We start from the raw sequence: 19,158 nt of genomic DNA on the forward strand, positions 1-19,158 counted from the left end.
GTCTTCGCCAAACACACGCCTGTGGTTATGGGTCCCGGCCTTCGCCGGGACGACACTGGAGGGTGAACGGCTGGCGTTGAACCCAACGCCGTCGTCGTAGACTCACTCCAGATGACGACCCTGATCGACGACCGTCGTGTACGCGCGCGTGATGCGGCGCCTGCACGATATTTTTATCTGCACATGGCGCTGGCCTGCGCGGCCACCGCTTTTCTCGGCTTCGCACCGACCTATTGGGTGCCGCTTGCCAACCGGACATTCTCCGCAAGTCCGGTGATCCATTTTCACGGACTCTTGTTCTTTACCTGGACGCTCTATTTCGTGCTCCAGACCTGGCTCGCCGCCTCCGGCCGCGTGGTCAATCACCGCTCGCTCGGCATCGCCGGCGTGTCGCTTGCGACCGCGATGACGATCTTCGGCTTCCTCGCTTCCGTGCATGTGATGCAGCATTCCGCCGCGCTCGGGCAGAAAGAGGCCGGCATCGCGTTCTCGATCGTGCCGATGAGCGGGATCGCGTTCTTCGCAGGCGCGTTCGTGCTCGCGATCATGAACACGCGGAAGCCCGAAGTTCACAAGCGCCTGATGCTGCTCGCCGCGGTCTCGATCCTCGACGCCGCGATCGCGCGCTGGTTTCTCACCTTCCTCGCCCCTCCCGGACCGCCGGGCCCGCCGCCGGTGCCTGTGACCATCGCGCCGGCGGTGGTCGCCTCGCTGCTGCTCGTCGTCGCCATGGTGCGCGACTTCCGCATCGAAGGCCGCGTGCATCCGGTCTACATCTACGGCACGCTCGCGCTGCTGGCGGTGAAGGTGTTGAACTGGCCGATCAGCGAGACCGCGGCCTGGCACACCTTCGCCGGCGGGATTCTGGCGCTGGCGCAGTAATGTCGTCCTGGCGAAAGCCAGGACCCATTACCCCGAAAGCCAGTTGTTGAAGCACGCTGGAGCAATCAGCGTGCCTATTCCACCGTCCTGTGGTTATGGGTCCCGGATCTGCGCGCGCTTGAGGCGCGCTTGTCCGGGACAACGGCGGAGATTGGAGCTACGCCCCCGCCTTGCACGTGATCCCGCCGTCCACCACGAGCTCGATCCCCGTCACATATTTCGACTCGTCCGATGCCAGGAACAGCGCGGCGTTGGCGACGTCGAAGGCGTCGCCCATGTGGCCCATCGGCACCTGGGCGTCGCGGGCGCGCCACATCGCTTCGACGTCGCCCTTGGCGTAGCTTGCCGCCAACCCTGCCGAGTGCTCCACCATCGGCGTCTTCATCAGGCCGGGCAGGATCGCATTCACGCGCACATGGTGGCGCGCGAACTCGATCGCCGTGGTGCGGGTCATCTGGTTCATTGCGGCCTTCGAGCTGCCGTAGGTGACGTAGGAGATGCCCATGTGGCGGATCGAGGCGATCGAGGAGATGTTGATGATCGAGCCGCCGCCCTGCTTCATCATCACGGGAATGACGTGCTTCATGGCGAAATAGGCGCTCTTGAGATTGACGCTGAAGACGCGGTCCCAGCTCTCCTCGGTCACATCGACCACGCTGCCCATCTCGGCGATGCCGACATTGTTGTCGAGCACGTCGATACGGCCGTAGGCCTTCAGGCACGCCGCGACCATCGCCTCGATCTCGGCTGCCCGCGACACGTCTGCGGTGAACGCGGTCGCCTTGCCACCTTCGTCCTTGATGATCTTCGCGGTCTCCTCGGCAGCAGTGCCGTTGCGGTCGATGCAGAATACCTGCGCACCCTCGCGCGCAAAGGTCACCGCGGTGGCCTTGCCGTTGCCCCAGCCGGGCCCGATCGAGCCGGCCCCCACCACCATCGCAACCTTGCCCTTGAGCCGATCCATCACGTGTCTCCCGTTGTTGTTCTTTGTAGCCCGGATGAGCGAAGCGATATCCGGGGGCGCCGTTCCCGGATATCGCTTCGCTCATCCGGGCTACGGATCTTTGCAGACGCTCATTTTTGTAACGTTAGCACCTATGGGATGCCCGACAATCTCCGACAACGTCCGGCACACGCCGTCATGGCAGAGTCGCCATTCCCCGGCCGCGCCGGAATTGCCGAGCACGACCTCCCGCATCGGCGCACGTTTCGGCTGCCATTGAAACCAGCCATCAACGAGCCGCGCCTCCGGCGGCGGCTCCATGCCGGCGCCGGTGCCCTTGACGCGCGCCTGCACCAGCTGGAGGCCGGCCGGCGTGACGCGCCAGTCCTCCTGCCAGTCGACCTTCTCGATCGAGTGCGTCCACACCAGCGTGAAGGCGGAAAGCGCCAGCGCCTTCACGCCGCCCGCTGTTGCGAGGCAGAGGCTCACACCGCCTCGACCGTGGCCGGCGGGCGCTGCCGCCACTGCCACAGCACGAGGGCCGCGGAGAGGGTAAAGCCCGCAGTGTCGCTGAACGGGAAGTCGCCGAGCAGGCAGAGCGCCGCGCCGAGCGCGACCACGCGCTCGAGCAGCGTCAGCCGCGTGAACAGGAAGCCGATCGCGACCATGCCGAACAGGCCGATCGCCACCAGCGCCTTGAAGCTCGCCAGCGCCACCGCGCCGTAAAAGCCGAGCTTGGCCGCCATCGGATCGCCGGCCTGCAGCATCAGCGCCGGCGAATAGACGAAGATGAAAGGGATGACATAGCCGGCAAGCGCGATGCGCATCGCCTCCCAGCCGATCTTGTCCGGGTTCTCTTTCGCGATCGGCGCCGCGGCAAGTGCGGCGAGCGCCACCGGCGGCGAGAGATCGGCCATGATGCCGTAATAGAACGCGAACATGTGGCTCGCGATCAGCGGCACGCCGAGCTTTGCCAGCGCGGGTGCGGCGAGCGCGGCGGTGATGATGTAGGTCGGGATGGTCGGGATGCCGGTGCCGAGCAGGATCGACAGCAGCATGGTCATGATCAGCGCCAGGAACAGGCTCTTCTCGCCGAGCCCGATCACCCAGCCGCCGAAGATGGTGCCGACGCCGGTCTGCGACATCATGCCGATGATGACGCCGACGATGGCGCAGGCCATGCCGACGGTGATGGCGGATTTCGCGCTCTCGGCCAGCGCGTCGCGGCAGGCCCGCAACGCCGCGGGGCCGCCGCGAATGAAAGCGGTGATCACGATCAGGCCGACCACGACGCTCGCGACCGGCACGATCTGCAAGCCGTCGCGCGACAGCGCGGCAACGACGAGCGCGAGCCCGATCCAGAAGATGTAGCGGATGGCCATGGAGGAGGCGCCAGCCGTGATGCTGGCGCCGAGGATCAGCGTCACCGTCAGCGCGAGGCCCATGCTGCCGGCATAGAGCGGCGTAAAACCTTCGAACAGCATGTAGACCAGTGCCGCCAGCGGCAGCACGAGGTACCAGCGCGTCACCAGCGCCTTCCAGGCGCTCGGGATCTCCGAGCGCTTCATGCCGACGAGGCCATGCTTGCCGGCTTCCAGATGCACCATCCAGAAGGCGGAGGCGAAATAGAGGATGGCGGGGATCGCCGCCGCTTTCACGATCTCCGAGTACTGGACGCCGAGCGTCTCCGCCATGATGAAGGCGACGGCGCCCATCACCGGCGGCATGATCTGTCCGCCCATCGAGGCCGTCGCCTCGACGCCGGCGGCGAACGCGCGGCGATAGCCGAACCTGATCATCAGGGGAATCGTGAACTGGCCGACGGTGACGACATTGGCGACGCCGGAGCCGGAGATCGTGCCCATCATGCCCGAGGCGAACACCGCGACCTTGGCCGGACCGCCGCGGGTCCTGCCGAACAACCCAAGAGATACGTCGGTGAAGAGCTGGATCATGCCGGCGCGCTCCAGGAACGAGCCGAACAGGATGAACAGGAAGATGTAGGTCGCGGACACGTAGATCGGCACGCCGTAAAAACCTTCGGTGCCGAAGGACAGATGCGTGACGATCTGGTCGAAATCATAGCCGCGATGGTTGAGCGGCGACGGCAGGTATTGCCCGAAGAACCAGTAGACGAGGCAGGCCCCGCACATCAGCGGCAGCGCCGCGCCCATCAGCCGCCGCGTGCCCTCGAAGATCAGCACCGCGAGCAGCGTGCCGACCACGAGATCGAGCCGCGTCGGATCGCCGTCGCGCGCGATCAGGTCGGCGTAGAAGATCCATTGATAGAGCCCGCACAGGAAGCCGGCGCCGCCGATCAGCCAGCCGAGCGCCCGGCCGACATCGCTTTTGGCGGTGAAATTGCCGATCAGGCCGAAGGTGAGGAGGATGAGGAAGCCGACATGGACGCCGCGCACCACCTGGCTCGGCAGATAGTTGAAGGCCGCGACATAGAGCTGGAAGGTGGCAAACGCGATGCCGATCCAGTAGGCGAGATGGCCCCACCAGCCCGGGCCAAAACCTTCCGGAAAGCCGTGCTCGAAATTGTCGAACTCGACCTTGATGGGCGCTTCGGTGCCCTCTGCCTGCAACATATTCGTTTCCCCGCGCCCTGAAATCGTCATGCCCGGGCTTGACCCGGGCATCCATCAAAAGATGACTCTTGGAGGATGGATGGCCGGGTCAAGCCCGGCCATGACACCTGTATTACTTGATCAGCCCTTTTTCCTTGTAATAGCGGATCGCGCCGGGATGCAGCGGAACCGGGCTGCCGGTGGCGGCCGTCTCGAGCTTGATCTCCTTGCCCGCCGCATGGGCATTCTGCAATTCCGGCAGCGACTCGTAGATCAGCTTGGTCATCTGGTAGGCGAGATCGTCGGACACCGCCGAGCTGGTCACGAGATAGTTGACCACGGCCGCGGTCGGCACGTCCTTGTCCTGGCCGGTATAGGTGTTGGCCGGAATGATCGCGGCGATGAAGGGCGGGCCGATCTTGTCGACGGTCTCCTTCGGCACCGAGACCACGGTGATCGGGCTCGAGGTCGAGAGATCCTTCAGCGAGGCGACGCCGAGGCCGGCCGATTGCAGCGTCGCCCCCAACTGGCGGTTCTTCATGAGGTCGACGGATTCGGCGAACGGCAGATATTCGACCTTGCCGAGATCCTTATAGGTCATGCCGGCGGCGGAAAGGATCGCGCGCGAATTGAGCTCCGTGCCTGACTTGGGCGCGCCGACCGAGAGGCTCTTGCCCTTGAGGTCCGCCAGCGTCTTGATGCCGGACTCGGCGGTGGCGACGATCTGGATGTAGTTCGGATAGATCGCGCCAATGGTCCTGAGCTTGTCGAGCTTGGTCTTGAAGCCCGCCTCCTCCTCGCCCTCCCAGGCCGCTTTCAGCGAGTCACCCAGCGTGAACGCCAGCTCGCCGCGGCCCTGCTGGAGCAGGATCAGGTTCTCGACCGACGCCTTGGTGGCCTGCACCTGCGTCTTCACGTTCGGAATCTTGTCGCCGTAGATTTTCCCGATCGCGACCCCGAGCGGATAGTAGACGCCGGAGGTGCCGCCGGTCAGCACGTTGATGAAGGATTGCGCATGCGCGCAAGGCGCCGACGCCGCCAGAGCAAGAGCCGCGGCCGCGCCGATAATCGTCCGTTTCATGATTTTCGTACTCCCCAAACCGGCGGGGAAATTGGCCGGATGAGGAGAGCGGGTCAACCCATCCAAAAGACAAAACAGGACTGCGGTAAACGGCCGTTCCGCCTCGACTTTTGGGGAACTGGCGGGTGCGGCGAGGTGGCGCAGGCGGATAATGAGYGGGCTCAAATGAGAGCGCACTCAGGCGCGCGGCAGGCTCGGTCACCTCTCCGCTTGCGGGAGAGGTCGCGCCGAAGGCGCGGGTGGGGGCTTTCTCCTCCAGGGGATTGTCCCGTTGCGGATGCACCCTCTCCCCAACCCTCCCCCGCAGGCGGGGGAGGGAGCGCACCGTCACTGGCAAGCCGTCACTGGAAGGTCATGTCCAGACACTTGGAGATGTCGGAGCCCAGCCCGGAGGAGATGATGATGCAGCCGCGGACCTTCTGCACGGTGACGTCGGCGGCCCAGACCGAGTAGCCGCCGGGGCCGAAGAACGAGTTGGTGTTCGGCGGCTCGGTCTCGGTGGCGTCGAAATCGTAATGACCGTCGGTCTCGAAGATGCGCGGCTTCTTGGTGCAGCCGCCATCGGTCTGGACGTTGATGACTTCCTTGTTGTCGCGGGTCAGCGCCAGCGAGACCTGGCAGCGGAAATATTCCGAGGTCTTGGTATTGAACAGGTAGGTGTAGGACTTGCAGGTCGCGGTGTTCAGCTTGCCCGGGGCCAGGCCGCGGCTGCACGAAATCCGCTGGTTGTGGCTGAGCTGGTAATCATCGGCCCGGGCGGCCGGCGCGAGCACCGTCAGCAACAGGCCGGCGGCCCAGCAAGCTTTAATGACAAGGTTCATCCGAATCATCCCCACCAATATTTTTGTCGAATTGCGTTCTAGACGGAAAGCGGAACATAGTCGCGAGGGGGCGAAGGGAAAATCACAAACTGCTGGACAAGACGTGATGCGCTGCGGCGCTTTCGCAAATTGACCGGGATACGCCGTTCGTGATTTGTTCAAGCCGGGCACCCCAATGGCGGGGAGGATGGATGATGGCATTTTCAACAAAGACATTTGCACTTGTAGCGGTGCTGGGCGCGTTCGCGGCGCCCGCACTGGCGCAGACCGCGGCGACGCCGTGGGAGCTCAAGCCCGACATGGGCTACGCCTATGACAAGGACGGCAAGACCTTCTCTTACAAGATGGGCACCAGCAATGCCGGCGAACTGCTGAAGGGCGCCAAGAAGGTGCCGCGCGGCACGCTGTTCTTCATTGGCCATAACGGCCAGCTCTACATGCGCAGCGGCCCGTATCTCGAAGGCGACGGCAAGTTCAAGTTCGGGTCGGATCAGTAGGGGATGGGCGGGGCACGCCACATACTCAATGTCGTCCCGGCGAAGGCCGGGACCCATACCGCGTGATCTACCGGCTTGCGCAAGGTGGCAGTACTGAACGACTAATCATCGCCAAACTGCTCCCTGGGGTTATGGGTCCCGGCCCCCCGTGCGCAATTGCGCACTAGGCCGGGACGACACCTTTTAAAGCGCCGACGCCAGATCCCTCGCTAAAACGCCGCAGCCAATTCCCTCGCGCCGGCATTGTTGCTGTTCGAGTCCATCCGCGAATCCGTCACCGCGAGCAGCTTCGCCACCGTGTTGTGGCGGATCGCGACCGGGTTGCGCTCGTAGCCGCCGCGCTGGAAGAAGTTCGAGGTCGGCACCCGCTCGCGCATGGCCTGCGGCATCGTCACCATATCGAGGCCGGTGCCGTCGCCGGTGAGGTTCATCATCTCGAGCTCGGCCGCGGTGAGCGGGCGGGTGTAGCCCTTGGCGCGGGCGAACAGCACCGAGGTCAAGAGCTTGTGGGTCTGCAACATCGGCCCGATGTCGATGTCGAGCACCATCGCATGCATGGCCCAGCCCTGCGCGGTGTCGCCGATCTTCTCGTGCTCCGACCAGGTGTCGGGCACCGATTTGGCATGCGCCACCATGCGCTTCAGCACGCCGAACTTGTGCTCCAGCGTCTTGCGTGCCGGTCCCGAGCTCTGCGCCACCTTGTCGCCGAGCGCACGGATGAATTCGTGGCCCTGCTCGGCCAGCAGCTCAACGCTGTTGGTGGTCAGCAACTGGTTGTAGCCCATCGCGGTCGAGATCGCGCGCTTGCCGCCATGCTCGATTCCCGATTGCACGTCGTAACTGCCGGTGCCGCCGGTCTCGAACGCATAGACCCGCACCGCCTGCTCGCGCGTGAGGCCTGAGGCGAGTGCGTAGCGCGCATAGGCGCGCTTGAACTCGACCTCGTTCGTCGCGCGCTGCGGCGTGAACTGGTAGAGCTCCTGCGCCGCGCGCAGGAAATCGGCGGCCACGGGTATAGGCCTTCGCGGTGGACGTTCCGGGGCTTCATCCGGCTGCGGATTCACCGGCCGCTTCGGCCCCGTATAGAGCGGCGGATGCTCCAGCACGTAATCGTCGAGCGTGACCTGCTGTCCGCTGCGCCGCTTGGCGTTGCGGCCACGCCGCTTCTCCGAGATCTGGCTCCAATAGGCGCCGGCCTCGGCGTCGAAGGCGGCGCGCGCCTCCTGATACTCCGCGAGCTTGCGGCGATATTCCGCGATCGCCTGCGGCGAGGCCTGCGCCATCGCATTCCTGACGGCTGGCGGCAGCGCGGCGGAATCCTGGGCCGGCGCCGCCGGCGCAAGCAGGACGAGCGCGAATGGAACCAGCGTCAGGGCGTGTCGAATCGGGTGATGATGCATGATGCCCTCCTAGCAGGCATCCGGTAACCGTCACGTTAACGTGCCGTTTACCATCGTCACTTCCAGGCGAACACCGGCTGTTCCAGTTCAGTCACGCGGGTCGGCCGCCCCGCCAGCACCTCGCGGAACTGATAGATCAGCGCCGCCGTCGGTGCGTGGATCAGGCTCGCCTGATGATGGAAGCGGATCACGCGGCGCGCGCTTTCGGGGATCGCGATAAAGTCGAAGGCGTCGTCGCGCTCGATCGTCGCGAGCCCGATGCGATGGACCGAGGCGACCTCATCCGGGTTCGGCCGGATCGCGGCGCTGTCGGCGGCCCAGACCACCACCGGCGTGATCAGATAGCCGGAGCGGGTCGGATAGTCGTCGAGCAGGCCGAGCACGTCGGTTGTCGTCAGCTTGAGCGCGAGCTCCTCGTCGAGCTCGCGCAGCGCTGCCTCGACCGGCGTTTCGCCTTGGTCGCAGCGCCCGCCCGGCAACGCCCACTGGCCGCGATGCGCGCGCAGGTGTGATGCGCGCAATGTGAGCAGGAACGCGGTGTCGGCGCCCCCATTCGCCGCAGTCAGCGCCAGCACCACCGCGGCCCGCTTCAGTGGCGACGGCTCGGCCGCGTCGGGCAGCCGCGCGAACGCCGCGCAGGCACCTGCGATATTCCGTCTGGTGGCATCGTCGAACGGTCTCATCATGCTTGACTACACCAGGACCGCATCTGATGAAACGAGGAGAGATACGCGTGCAAGGATGGGCCGGAAGATGATCGACAAGACCGCCGCAAAGCTCAAATCAGACGGCTGGACCATCGTCGACACCAGCGGCTTCATCCATTTGATCGGCCCCTTGTGGGAGCGCAAGGTCGACGGCCATTACGAATTCGCGCTTGGCACCGAGGACAAGCACCACAACCGTCGCGGCATGGTCCAGGGCGGCGTCATGATGACCTTCGCCGACCGCACCTGCGGCATGACTGCCCGCTATGTCTCGGGCAAGGAGTTCATGGCGACGGTGCAGCTCGACACCCATTTCCTCGAGGCCGGCCAGATCGGCGACATCCTGATCTCCCGCCCCCGCGTGGTGCGCGCGACGCGCAGCCTCATTTTCATGAGCACCGAGGTGACGGTGGACAATCGCTGCGTGGTGATGGCGAACGGCGTGTTCAAGATCTTGAAGGGGCCGGGGTAGCGTTAGGCTGCCACCGCGGCCGCGACAAACTCTCATGTCGTCCCGGCGAAGTGGAGGCAGTGCGGCTCAACGAACCCCGTCATTGCGAGCGCAGCGAAGCAATCCAAGTCTTTCCGCGGCGGCATTGCTGGATTGCTTCGCTGCGCTCGCAATGACGTAATTGGGAGGCTATGCTCGCGCCCAGAAGAAGCATCGAGGATAGCCCATGCAATACCGCCAACTCGGCCGCAGCGGCCTCAAAGTGTCGCCGATCTGTTTGGGCACCATGATGTTCGGCGGTCCCACCGATGAAGCGGACTCAACGCGCATCATCGCCAAGGCGCACGAGGCCGGCATCAATTTCATCGACACCGCGGATGCCTATTCGAAAGGTGCGTCCGAGGAGGTCGTCGGCCGCGCCATTGCCAGCAACCGCCACGACTGGGTGCTCGCGACAAAACTCGCCAATCCGATGGGCGACGATCCCAACCGTGTCGGCCTGTCGCGACGCTGGGTGTTGCAGGCCGCGGACGACAGCCTGACGCGGCTCGGCACCGACCACATCGACATCTACTATCTGCACAAGGAAGACCATGCGACGCCGCTGGAGGAGACGGTGCGCGCGATGGGCGATTTGATCCGCGCCGGCAAGGTGCGCTATTTCGGCGTCTCCAACTACCGCGCCTGGCGCGTCGCCGAGATCTGCAACATCTGCGACCGGCTCGGCATCGACCGGCCGGTGGCGAGCCAGCCTTATTACAACGCGATGAACCGTATGCCGGAGGTCGAGCACTTTCCGGCCTGTGGCTATTACGGCCTCGGCATCGTGCCCTATAGCCCCTTGGCGCGCGGCGTGCTCACCGGCAAATACCGCCCCGATGCTGCTCCGGACAAGGAGACGCGCGCGGGCCGCAACGACACCCGCATGATGCAGACGGAATGGCGGCCGGAATCGCTTCTGCTCGCGCAGGAGATCAAGACCCACGCCGAGAAGAACGGCATCACCGCCGGCCAGCTCGCGGTCGCCTGGGTGCTCAACTCCGCCTTCGTCTCCTCCGTCATCGCCGGCCCCCGCACCGAGGCGCAGTGGGACGACTATATCCGCGCGCTCGACTACCGCTTCACCGCCGAGGACGAAGCGTTGATCGACCGCCTGGTGACGCCGGGCCACCCGTCGACGCCCGGCTACAACGACCCGGCCTATCCGATCGAGGGACGTCGCGCGCGGACGGCGTAAGGGCGGGAGGCGATGATGGCGCAGGAGGACCGCTACGGACTGCCGCTCTCCACCGCTTCGCACGCGGCGGCATCCGCCTATCGCGAGGGCGTCGACCTCATGCTGGCGGGCTGGACCGGCACGGCGGAGGCGCTGGAGCGTGCGATCGCGGCCGATCCCGACTTTGCACTCGCCCATATCGCGCGGGGACGGCTGCACGCGTTCTATCAGCAGGGCGATCTTGCGCGAAGGAAAGCGGCGGTGGCGCGCGAGCTCGTTGCCAAACGCGGCACGGAGCGCGAGCGCTCGCATGTCGAGACGCTGGCGCTCGCGATCGAGGGACGCCTGCCCGAAGCATTGGCGGCGACGCTGAAGCACATCGACACCTGGCCGCGCGATGCCGTGGTGCTGTCGCTGCCGCTCGGCGCGTTCGGCCTGTTCGCCTTCTCCGGCATGGCCGATCACGACCAGGCGCGGCAGGCTTTGTGCGAGCGCGTCGCACATCATTACGGCGAGGACTGGTGGTTCCTGACGCTGCACGGCTGGGCGATGACCGAGAACGGCCATGTCGCGCGCGGCCGCAGCGTCACCGAGCGCGGTTTCGGCCTGCGCCGTGAAAATGCCCATGCCGCGCATGCCGTGCTGCATGCGATGTTCGAGGACGGCTCGATCGACGAAGCCGACCGCCTCGTCGACGACTGGATTCCTGGTTACGGCCGTGCCGGAATCCTGCACGGCCATATCCGCTGGCACCAGGCGCTGGGCGCACTCGAACATGGCGACGCGGCACGCGCGCTCGCGATCTATGCCGACGTGCTCCAGCCGCAGGCGACGCAGGCGCCGCCGCTCAACGTGATCACCGACGGCGGCTCGCTGCTGTGGCGCTTGTCCGCCTACGGCCATGCCGTGCCGCAGGCGCTCTGGGCCGAGGCCGACGCCGCGGCGCAACGCCTGTTCCCGAAATCGAGCCTGCCCTTTGCCGACGTGCACATGGCGCTGTTCGCGGCCGCCACGCAAAACCGTGAGGCATTGGCCGCGCGCCTCGCCATGATCGAGCAGCGGCTCACCGAGGGCAAGCTGCCCGCAGGTCCCGTGGTGCCGGCGATCTGCCGTGCGATGACCGCCTTTGCCGGCGAGGATTACGAGGCCTGCGTGCGCGAGCTCGCACCGGTGCTCGGCGAGGTCGTCCGCATCGGCGGCAGCCACGCCCAGCGCGAGCTGATCGAGGACACCTACATCGTCGCGCTCATGCGCGGCGGCGAACTGCCCAAGGCCCGCGCCCTGCTCGATGCCCGCCTGCACCGCCGCCCCTCCCTGCGCGATCAGCGCTGGCAGGCGGCGATGGCCTAGCGCCTGGGCCGGCTCCGCCACGAAAAAAACATGGCCCTGGCGGCAAGTGACGTCCGGGACGGATTGAGGCGATGTCACGAATCGCCGACGGGTGGCGCGGTGGTATTCCAGACTGGCTTGGCACGGACAACGGGATCGCAACCAATTCGTGGTTCGCTGGTTATTGCACGGAACCTTTCCACGTCCGTGGTCTCCTGGCACGCGAGCCTGACGATGCGCCTCCGCCGACCGGTTCTGGCCGCGACCCTCATGGTCTTCGCAAGCCCTTGTTTTGCTGAGTCTTCCACCCCCATCCCGGTCAACAATCCGCCCCTGCAGCAGCAGAACTTCATCGACCTGCTGGCGCTGATGTCGGGCCATTGCAAGACACTGAAGGTCGCCGGGCGCACCTTCGCCTGCAAGACGGTGGCCTACGCCCATGGCGACAAGGGCCGGGTCAATTTCGCGGTCGCCGTCGACGACCCCAGCGATGAGAACCACGTGGTGTCGTTCTCCGGCGAGAACGGCAAGCGGGCCGACGACAATTCCTACGAGCTGCCGATCGACCGTATGCTGCTCAATTCCAAGGACCGGCCGAAGGTCGACGGCCTGCCGGTACCGGCCGAGCAGACCTCCACCGGGACCTGCCGCCAGACCGGCAATTTCGCCGCCAAGCAGGTCTCCGACGTCACCTGCTCGGCGACCGACAGCGAGGGCCGCAGATACGAGCTGCTGTTCGTCTCGGACGGCAGGCCGGTGAGCGTGCGCCGCATCCGCCAATCCGCGCCGTCGATCCAGGATCCGTTCAAGTAGGGATCAGTTGCCGCGCAATATTCCGGATGGAGCTTTCTGCGTAGGGTGGGTTAGCCGAAGGCGTAACCCACCACGTCTATCTACGCGGAGACGAAAGAGGTGGGTTACGCTTCGCTAACCCACCCTACGCACTATTGCTTGCTTCGTCTCGAAACGAGGGAAGTTCGGCGTTGCCTGCGCAAGCCGGCACCTCGCATACTCGGCTCGACACATCGGAAAGCCGCTCTCCATGACCAGCCCTCTGCCTGCCCTCATCGTCGTCGATGTCCAGCGCGCGTTCGACCAATGGGAGGCGGCGGGAAAGCGGCGCAACAATCCGGACGCGGTCGCGCGCATCGTTGATCTCCTGACGGCGTTCAGGGCGAGCGGCGCACCGGTCTTCCACATCCGCCACGAGGGCACCAAGCCGACCTCGTCATTTCTGCCGACGAGCTCCGGCCACGCCGTCAAGGACGAGGCGCGCGAACAGCGAGGGGAGCCCGTGATCGTGAAGCGCGTCAACAGCGCCTTCATCGGCACCGACCTGGAGGACAGGCTGCGCGCGGCCGGCATCGGCACGCTGGTGATCTGCGGCGCCACCACCAACCATTGCGTCGAGACGACGACGCGGATGGCCGGCAATCTCGGCTTCGACGCAAGGCTCGTGCGCGACGCGACCTGGACGTTCGATCGCGTCGGCCCCGATGGCGATGTGCATTCGGCCGAGGCGATCCATGCGATGACGCTGTCGAATCTCAACGGCGAGTTCGCCCGCATCGTCAGCACGGATGATGTGATCGCTGCGCTCGCAGCGGCGTAACAGCAAGGCGATTGCATGGCGATCACGGCGTCATGCGACAATAAATCGCGCGACCTTCGATCCTTCACGCGTGAATCGGAACTACGTCTGCGTCGTTTCGACGCCCGCACTGGCCGGAACGCGCCGCACGCCCATGTGTTGTCACTCGACATCTCAACTGGAGTGATGACATGAAGTATCTCTTTGTCGCGATCGCTGTCGGTGCTGCGGCGTTGACCGGCGGATCCGCGGCATATGCGGCTGGCGGTGGAAACGTAAAGCAGAACGCGCAGGCCGGCCAATCGACCGACATCAGCGCGCAGCACAGACACCACCATCATGGCTACCGCCATCATCACTGGCGCCATCATGGCCACGGCTACTATCGTCCGCACTACCGGAGCTACGGCTATTACCCGCGGCACCACGGCTATTATGGCGGCGGACCGTACGGATATTACGGCGGCGGCGGTCCCGGCGTGACGTTGGGCTTCGGCAGTGGCGGCTACCGCTACTAAAACAAAAGGCCCGCAAGCGCGCGGGCCTTTCTGCTGATCGTCATGGCCGGGCGTGTCCCGGCCATCCATGTTCTTGATGTAAGCCGTCATTCCCGCAAAATCATGCCCGCCGTCTCCAGGCCGCTCGCAAGCGCAGCCTCGACCGTGCCCATGTCGCGGCCGCGATAGAGTGCTTCTCCCGAGAACAGGATCGGACCGTCGGCGCGCGCCAGGATCGCCTGCGCGGCGCGCGTCTGCGGCGTCRCCCAGGAATAGGCGCCGCGGGCGAAACGGTCGTGGGCCCAATTCGTGGCGGCGGCCGCCACGACATCGCGTGCGAGATCGTCGCGCGACAGGCCGAACATTGCGGCAAGCGAGCCAATCCCGGCCTCGATCAGCGCCTGCGAATCGAGGCCGGAGAGTCCTGCCGTTCTTGGACCTCCGAACCAGCCGGTGAGCACGGGATGCTCCGAGGGACGTTGCGTCCACCACACCGGGATCGTCTGGTCCGACAGCAGGAAGGTCATGTCCGCGAGATCATCCCTGCCGTCACGCCACCAGGGCCGCTCGAAGCGCAGCAGGATCTTGATGACATTGCCGAAGCCGATGTCATCTGCGGCAGCCGCCTTCGCGCGCGCAGCTTGCGGCAGTGCGATCTCGCGCAACAGCGGCAGCGGCACGGTGAGGATCACGCGATCGCATCCATGCACGTCACCGCCGGCGCAGCGGATGGTCACCGCGCCGCTGCTCTCCTCGATCGCCGACACCACGCAACCAAGGCGGATCGCAACGCCATGCCTGCGGCACTCCTTCACCAGGAGGTCGATGAGCGCACCATAGCCGCCGGCGATGCGCGCCTGCCCGGCGTGTCCGCCATCCATCCATTCCTCGCGCAGCGCCAGCGTCGAGGCGCGCTCGGGGTCGGCGGCGTCGTAGCCTTCAACCATGCGCTCGATCGAATGCCGCATCCGCGCATATGCGTCGCCGGCAAAATGGCGGCGCAGGAAATCGGCGACGGTGAGGTCGTGCTTCAGCCCGTTCAGCGCGGCTTGAAGCACGGCCTCATGCGGCTCGTGGCGATCCTCGCGCGACAGTTTTGTGCCATCAAAGCTCCATTGCGCGCCCTCGATCACCTGCAACGACAGTCCCGCTTCTCGCAGCAGGCCGCGCGTGACCGGCGCCTCGCCATGGACGAATTCGGCGCCGCCATCGGCCGGGTAGGCGAACTGCGACGCGGGCAATGGATGGATGCGCCCGCCGCAGCGGTCGCGCGCCTCCAGGATGGTGACGCGCCGGCCCGCACGCGCAAGCTCGCGCGCGGCCATCAAGCCGGCCGCGCCGGCGCCGACAATGACGATGTGCTCTGACTTGTCCGACATGCCGGCGCTTTATCTGCCCGCGCCTTGCGGCTCGTTCTGGATCAGATAGCGCAGCAGCAAAACACCGCCGCCGAGCGGCCGCGTGCTCTCCAGCGTCATCGCGGTGAGCGGAGCGCGCCGGTCGCTGTCGGCCTCCGTCGAGTCGAACACGAAGGGAGCGCCGCTTGCGCCATCCACCGCGGGGCTGAGGATCAGATTGAATTCGTCGATCAGACCGGCGCGCAGGAACGCGCCATTGGCGACGCCGCCGCCCTCCACCAGCAGGCGCTTCACGCCGAGCTCGCGATCGAGGATATCAAGCGTCAGCGCCAGATCGATCTCGGACTTGCCGGCGAAGATGTAGGACACGCCCTCGCCGCGCAGCCCCGCCAGGTGCGAATCCGGCACGCTGTCGGTCAGCACCACGACGATCGGATCGCCGCCGATGTCCGATCGGCCCCAGCCGATCTTGCCGTGCGCATCGAGCACGACGCCATAGGTGTCCGCATCGCGCCGCGCGAACCAGTTGTCGCGCGGAAACGTCGCGGTCGTCGCGGGATAGGGCTTGCCCTTGGCGAATTCCGAGCCGGTGACACGGCCGATCACCCAGGCATCCCCCTCGAGCTCCTCATGGATCTTCTCGAACCAGTCCACGCCCGCACCCTTCGGCCGCCAGCGGCTGGGATGGGTGCGGCCGTCCAGGCTGGAGTGCATCAGGCAGATGACGTAGGGTTTCATGCAAATTCTCCGTACCTGCGCCTCAGGTCGCCGGCCCTTTGCCCTTTCCACCGTCTTTGGCGCGATCGTTCACGATCACCGCAAGCGGATTGAGTTTGGGCGGCGCGACGAGCTTGAGCGTGTTGCTGTCGTGATGATTGAAAGGCGCGCCGCGCACGAACAGCTCGGTCTGGATCAGATAGCTCCAGCTTCCATCATCGTTGAAGGTGATGTCGCAGCGGTAAGAATCGGTGCGGAAGGCTTGTTCCAGAAAATCGGTCGAGCAGATCCCGTAAGCGGTGTCGCCGCGCTTCGCCGTGACCGCGATTGTCTTGTCATCCGGCGCGGCCTTGCCCGACGCCAGCAGCACCTGCCCGCGCGGGATCGCCAGCGTCTGCATGATCAGCCCGGTCGCGGGCTCCCACAGCCAGTAGCCGACCTGGTCGTGGAAGGTGATGTCCTCCTCGGGCGTGTTGATGTGGATGTGATAGCGCAGCCCATAGAGCAGCTGCGGCCCGTTGGCCTGCGGATCGATCGGGTCCATCCGGATATGCTCGATGAAGGTCCGCCGCTCCGGCCCCTCCGCCTTCGGGTTGATGTCGATGCCCTTGTCCGCCTGCCACACGCCGGCGAGCCGGCGCAGCGGCCCGAGATTGGCGAGGCCGTCGGGGGAGACGTCGTCGGGCTCGGTGAAGATGTCGGCGGGAATGGGGAGCATGGGGGCCTCGCGGGGATGTGGAGGCCAGCCATATCACGAGAACCACGTAGCCCGCATGAGCGAAGCGACATGCGGGATGGGCGTTAACCGCAAGCCCCGGATGTCGCCTTGCAAATCCGGGCCAGGCCCGCCGGGGCGGGCCTCGCCTCCTCCAGCCGCGGCCTCCGTTACTTCAACGCCAGGCTGCTGCAATACGCCGAGGTTTCACCGGATCGCCAGCCGGTGATCCGCCCGGCCTCCTTGCACTCGTCGTAGGTCTTGTAGTTGCCGACGTTTCGGCACGTGAACGAATACACGCCGCCCGAAGCATTGCAGCCAACCCAGGGCTTATCGCCCGTCTTGAAGCTCGATTGGCAGCCGCCGACGCAGCTGCCCGTGGCGGCGGCAAGCTTGGCAAGCTTCGCGGCGTCTGACTTCGGCGACGCCGACGCCGTCGAGATGGTTGGCGATGACCGGTCGGACGCGCTGCTGCGGGCCACCGCGTGCTGTGTCGGCTTGTGAGGCCTCGCCGCCTGCTTCGGCGCGTCGACCACGACGCCGGGAAGCTGGGTGCCGGCGCCGCCCGAGGGTGTCGGTTGCGACATGGCCGCGCCGCTCAGGCCACAGAGTGCAGTCGACGAGATCGCAACAACCAGACCAGCAACGAAGCACGACGAATATCTCATGGCCTTGCCCTTCCAGATGTGGGGACAGTCAATTCCGTCCCGGAACGGAAGGATATCACGGTCCGACGTGAGTTGCACCACGGCCTCCCGGCAACCGGACAGCGGCCGGCGACGGATTGCGCCTTCCGGCACCTCACATCCGCCGCGCCGTGACGACCGGCAATCCGTTCGACATGAAGACGGTGGAAGCCACGACATTCGCCGCGACAGTGGAGACCCTGACGGCCCGGCGTCGTCCTGGCCGACGAGGATTCGAAGATCGTTCACACCATCGCCAGAGCCGCAGCGATGCTCGCAGCCGGCGACCCGATCGCGGTGCGACATGGCCGGATCGCCGTTCAAACCGCGACGACCACGAGCACATTGATCCTTGTGCGGCGCGTCATTACCGCAATCCGCGTCGTAGCGTCGCATCATCCCGAACATTTCTTGCCAATCCCCTGCGCAAGTCTTTGACTTCTCCCAATAAAAAAGGGGCTGATCCGCAAGGGATCACTATCCCAAGGGAGGAGGAAACTATGACCAAATCATACAAGAGAAGTACGTCCAGCCGCCGCCGCTTTCTCAAGTTCGCTGCTGCGGGGGCCGCCGCGACGGTAGCCGCGCCGACGATCGTTAGCGCGCAGGGCCCAATGAGTATGCGCTTTCAGAGCACATGGCCGTCGAAGGATATCTTCCACGAATACGCGCTCGACTACGCCAAGACGGTCAACGACATGACCGGCGGCGACCTCAAGATCGAGGTGCTTCCCGCCGGCGCCGTGGTGCCCGCGTTCGGGCTGATCGATGCGGTGTCGAAAGGCACGCTCGACGGCGGCCACGGCGTGCTGGTCTACCACTACGGCAAGCAGAACGCGCTGGCGTTGTGGGGCTCGGGTCCGGGCTACGCCATGGACGCCAACATGCTGCTCGCCTGGCACAGGTGGGGCGGCGGCAAGGAGCTTCTCGCCAAACTGTATGCATCGGTCGGCCTGAACGTCGTGTCGTTCCCGTACGGACCGATGGCGACGCAGCCGCTCGGGTGGTTCAAGAAACCGGTCGCCAGCGTCGACGATCTCAAGGGCCTCAAATACCGCACCGTCGGCATCTCCATCGACATGTTCACCGCCATGGGCGCCGCGGTCAACGCGCTGCCGGGCGGCGAAATCGTGTCGGCGATGGATCGCGGCCTGCTCGACGCAGCCGAGTTCAACAACGCCTCGTCGGACCGCCTGCTTGGCTTCGCCGACGTCTCCAAGGTCTGCATGCTGCAGAGCTACCACCAGAACGCCGAGCAGCTCGAAATCACCTTCAACAAGACCAAGTACGACGCGCTGCCGGACAAGATGAAGGCGATCATTGCCAATGCGGTGAGCGCCGCTTCGCAAGAGATGCAATGGAAGGCGATCGACCGTTATTCGCAGGACTACATCGAGCTGCAGACCAAGGACAAGGTGAAGTTCTACAAGACGCCGGACTCCATTCTCAAGGCGCAGCTCGAGATCTACGACGAAATCGTCAAGAAGAAGTCGGCGGAAAATCCGCTGTTCAAGGAAATCGTCGAATCGCAGATCGCGTTTGCCAGGCGGGCGACGCAATGGGAGCAGGACACCGTAGTCGACCGCAAGATGGCGTTCGATTACTACTTCGGGCCAAAAGGGACCGCGAAGAAGTCCTGACGACATATTGAATCGGCGAGGCACCGTTCGGGACGGCGACCGGATGGTGCTTTG

Annotated in this window: 20 protein-coding genes; 9 read left to right on the forward strand and 11 right to left on the reverse strand. The window is 65.3% G+C overall.

Annotation, left to right across the window (positions count from 1 at the left end; genetic code table 11):
• Positions 1-111: 111 nt before the first annotated feature.
• Entirely contained in the window at positions 112-882 is a 771-nt protein-coding gene (locus tag ACXJMY_RS17055; protein WP_456620498.1) for a hypothetical protein, read from the forward strand.
• A gap of 157 nt (positions 883-1,039) precedes the next feature.
• Here the strand turns inward: ACXJMY_RS17055 and ACXJMY_RS17060 are convergent, their stop codons facing one another.
• The 5 genes from ACXJMY_RS17060 to ACXJMY_RS17080 all read right to left on the reverse strand — a co-directional run bounded on the left by ACXJMY_RS17060 (position 1,040) and on the right by ACXJMY_RS17080 (position 6,300).
• Positions 1,040-1,846 (reverse strand): SDR family NAD(P)-dependent oxidoreductase, encoded by an 807-nt coding sequence (locus tag ACXJMY_RS17060; protein WP_456620499.1) that lies wholly within the window; start codon positions 1,844-1,846, stop codon positions 1,040-1,042.
• A 90-nt stretch (positions 1,847-1,936) separates the two neighbouring features.
• Entirely contained in the window at positions 1,937-2,314 is a 378-nt protein-coding gene (locus ACXJMY_RS17065; RefSeq protein WP_456620500.1) for a DUF1850 domain-containing protein, read from the reverse strand.
• The gene (locus tag ACXJMY_RS17070) at positions 2,311-4,419 is read right to left on the reverse strand and encodes a TRAP transporter permease (RefSeq protein ID WP_456620501.1); all 2,109 of its coding nucleotides are present in this window, start codon (positions 4,417-4,419) and stop codon (positions 2,311-2,313) included. The genes ACXJMY_RS17065 and ACXJMY_RS17070 overlap by 4 nt, the downstream gene beginning before the upstream one ends.
• Before the next feature lie 112 nt (positions 4,420-4,531).
• Positions 4,532-5,479, reverse strand: a complete 948-nt coding sequence (locus tag ACXJMY_RS17075) for a TAXI family TRAP transporter solute-binding subunit (protein WP_456620502.1) — start codon at positions 5,477-5,479, stop codon at positions 4,532-4,534.
• Between the two features lie 341 nt (positions 5,480-5,820).
• Complete coding sequence (locus tag ACXJMY_RS17080) at positions 5,821-6,300, reverse strand: hypothetical protein (protein ID WP_456620503.1); 480 nt, start codon at positions 6,298-6,300, stop codon at positions 5,821-5,823.
• A gap of 194 nt (positions 6,301-6,494) precedes the next feature.
• Between ACXJMY_RS17080 and ACXJMY_RS17085 the strand changes: the two genes are divergently transcribed.
• A complete protein-coding gene (locus ACXJMY_RS17085; protein WP_456620504.1) occupies positions 6,495-6,797 on the forward strand; it encodes a hypothetical protein in 303 nt (100 codons plus the stop codon).
• Between the two features lie 209 nt (positions 6,798-7,006).
• Here the strand turns inward: ACXJMY_RS17085 and ACXJMY_RS17090 are convergent, their stop codons facing one another.
• Positions 7,007-8,197, reverse strand: coding sequence for a hypothetical protein (locus tag ACXJMY_RS17090; RefSeq protein ID WP_456620505.1), 1,191 nt, complete (start codon positions 8,195-8,197; stop codon positions 7,007-7,009).
• Between the two features lie 56 nt (positions 8,198-8,253).
• On the reverse strand, positions 8,254-8,883 hold the full coding sequence (locus tag ACXJMY_RS17095; RefSeq protein ID WP_456620506.1) for an NUDIX hydrolase: 630 nt from the start codon (positions 8,881-8,883) through the stop codon (positions 8,254-8,256).
• Between the two features lie 67 nt (positions 8,884-8,950).
• Here ACXJMY_RS17095 and ACXJMY_RS17100 point away from each other — a divergent pair, with 67 nt between their 5' ends.
• The 6 genes from ACXJMY_RS17100 (at position 8,951) to ACXJMY_RS17125 (ending at position 14,009) form a co-directional block, all read left to right on the forward strand.
• On the forward strand, positions 8,951-9,376 hold the full coding sequence (locus tag ACXJMY_RS17100; RefSeq protein ID WP_456620507.1) for a PaaI family thioesterase: 426 nt from the start codon (positions 8,951-8,953) through the stop codon (positions 9,374-9,376).
• A 205-nt stretch (positions 9,377-9,581) separates the two neighbouring features.
• Entirely contained in the window at positions 9,582-10,592 is a 1,011-nt protein-coding gene (locus tag ACXJMY_RS17105; protein WP_456620508.1) for an aldo/keto reductase, read from the forward strand.
• Positions 10,593-10,607: 15 nt separating this feature from the next.
• The gene (locus tag ACXJMY_RS17110; protein ID WP_456620509.1) at positions 10,608-11,921 is read left to right on the forward strand and encodes a tetratricopeptide repeat protein; all 1,314 of its coding nucleotides are present in this window, start codon (positions 10,608-10,610) and stop codon (positions 11,919-11,921) included.
• A gap of 213 nt (positions 11,922-12,134) precedes the next feature.
• Positions 12,135-12,713 carry a hypothetical protein gene (locus tag ACXJMY_RS17115; RefSeq protein WP_456620510.1) on the forward strand — a complete coding sequence of 193 codons (579 nt, stop codon included), beginning with the start codon at positions 12,135-12,137 and terminating at the stop codon, positions 12,711-12,713.
• Positions 12,714-12,942: 229 nt separating this feature from the next.
• Positions 12,943-13,512 (forward strand): cysteine hydrolase family protein, encoded by a 570-nt coding sequence (locus ACXJMY_RS17120; RefSeq protein WP_456620511.1) that lies wholly within the window; start codon positions 12,943-12,945, stop codon positions 13,510-13,512.
• Between the two features lie 170 nt (positions 13,513-13,682).
• Entirely contained in the window at positions 13,683-14,009 is a 327-nt protein-coding gene (locus ACXJMY_RS17125) for a hypothetical protein (RefSeq protein WP_456620512.1), read from the forward strand.
• A gap of 86 nt (positions 14,010-14,095) precedes the next feature.
• On the opposite strand, the gene ACXJMY_RS17130 is transcribed toward ACXJMY_RS17125, so the two are convergent.
• The 4 genes from ACXJMY_RS17130 to ACXJMY_RS17145 form a co-directional block, all read right to left on the reverse strand.
• Entirely contained in the window at positions 14,096-15,367 is a 1,272-nt protein-coding gene (locus ACXJMY_RS17130) for a flavin monoamine oxidase family protein (protein ID WP_456620513.1), read from the reverse strand.
• Positions 15,368-15,376: 9 nt separating this feature from the next.
• Entirely contained in the window at positions 15,377-16,084 is a 708-nt protein-coding gene (locus ACXJMY_RS17135; RefSeq protein ID WP_456620514.1) for a RibD family protein, read from the reverse strand.
• A 22-nt stretch (positions 16,085-16,106) separates the two neighbouring features.
• Positions 16,107-16,781, reverse strand: coding sequence for an FABP family protein (locus ACXJMY_RS17140; protein ID WP_456620515.1), 675 nt, complete (start codon positions 16,779-16,781; stop codon positions 16,107-16,109).
• Between the two features lie 167 nt (positions 16,782-16,948).
• Positions 16,949-17,872 carry a hypothetical protein gene (locus ACXJMY_RS17145; RefSeq protein ID WP_456620634.1) on the reverse strand — a complete coding sequence of 308 codons (924 nt, stop codon included), beginning with the start codon at positions 17,870-17,872 and terminating at the stop codon, positions 16,949-16,951.
• 92 nt (positions 17,873-17,964) lie between these two features.
• On the opposite strand from ACXJMY_RS17145, the gene ACXJMY_RS17150 reads away from it, so the two are divergent.
• Positions 17,965-19,104 (forward strand): TRAP transporter substrate-binding protein, encoded by a 1,140-nt coding sequence (locus ACXJMY_RS17150; protein WP_456620628.1) that lies wholly within the window; start codon positions 17,965-17,967, stop codon positions 19,102-19,104.
• Positions 19,105-19,158: the final 54 nt, after the last annotated feature.

The organism is Bradyrhizobium sp. P5_C12 (assembly GCF_054049735.1).

Bases quoted from the DNA above. Each gene is read 5' to 3' on its own strand.
- ACXJMY_RS17055 (WP_456620498.1), top strand. From the start codon at position 112: ATGACGACCCTGATCGACGACCGTCGTGTACGCGCGCGTGATGCGGCG.
- ACXJMY_RS17060 (WP_456620499.1), bottom strand. From the start codon at position 1,846: ATGGATCGGCTCAAGGGCAAGGTTGCGATGGTGGTGGGGGCCGGCTCG.
- ACXJMY_RS17070 (WP_456620501.1), bottom strand. From the start codon at position 4,419: ATGTTGCAGGCAGAGGGCACCGAAGCGCCCATCAAGGTCGAGTTCGAC.
- ACXJMY_RS17075 (WP_456620502.1), bottom strand. From the start codon at position 5,479: ATGAAACGGACGATTATCGGCGCGGCCGCGGCTCTTGCTCTGGCGGCG.
- ACXJMY_RS17080 (WP_456620503.1), bottom strand. From the start codon at position 6,300: ATGAACCTTGTCATTAAAGCTTGCTGGGCCGCCGGCCTGTTGCTGACG.
- ACXJMY_RS17085 (WP_456620504.1), top strand. From the start codon at position 6,495: ATGGCATTTTCAACAAAGACATTTGCACTTGTAGCGGTGCTGGGCGCG.
- ACXJMY_RS17090 (WP_456620505.1), bottom strand. From the start codon at position 8,197: ATGCATCATCACCCGATTCGACACGCCCTGACGCTGGTTCCATTCGCG.
- ACXJMY_RS17095 (WP_456620506.1), bottom strand. From the start codon at position 8,883: ATGATGAGACCGTTCGACGATGCCACCAGACGGAATATCGCAGGTGCC.
- ACXJMY_RS17100 (WP_456620507.1), top strand. From the start codon at position 8,951: ATGATCGACAAGACCGCCGCAAAGCTCAAATCAGACGGCTGGACCATC.
- ACXJMY_RS17105 (WP_456620508.1), top strand. From the start codon at position 9,582: ATGCAATACCGCCAACTCGGCCGCAGCGGCCTCAAAGTGTCGCCGATC.
- ACXJMY_RS17110 (WP_456620509.1), top strand. From the start codon at position 10,608: ATGGCGCAGGAGGACCGCTACGGACTGCCGCTCTCCACCGCTTCGCAC.
- ACXJMY_RS17115 (WP_456620510.1), top strand. From the start codon at position 12,135: ATGCGCCTCCGCCGACCGGTTCTGGCCGCGACCCTCATGGTCTTCGCA.
- ACXJMY_RS17120 (WP_456620511.1), top strand. From the start codon at position 12,943: ATGACCAGCCCTCTGCCTGCCCTCATCGTCGTCGATGTCCAGCGCGCG.
- ACXJMY_RS17125 (WP_456620512.1), top strand. From the start codon at position 13,683: ATGAAGTATCTCTTTGTCGCGATCGCTGTCGGTGCTGCGGCGTTGACC.
- ACXJMY_RS17135 (WP_456620514.1), bottom strand. From the start codon at position 16,084: ATGAAACCCTACGTCATCTGCCTGATGCACTCCAGCCTGGACGGCCGC.
- ACXJMY_RS17140 (WP_456620515.1), bottom strand. From the start codon at position 16,781: ATGCTCCCCATTCCCGCCGACATCTTCACCGAGCCCGACGACGTCTCC.
- ACXJMY_RS17145 (WP_456620634.1), bottom strand. From the start codon at position 17,872: ATGTTCGGGATGATGCGACGCTACGACGCGGATTGCGGTAATGACGCG.
- ACXJMY_RS17150 (WP_456620628.1), top strand. From the start codon at position 17,965: ATGACCAAATCATACAAGAGAAGTACGTCCAGCCGCCGCCGCTTTCTC.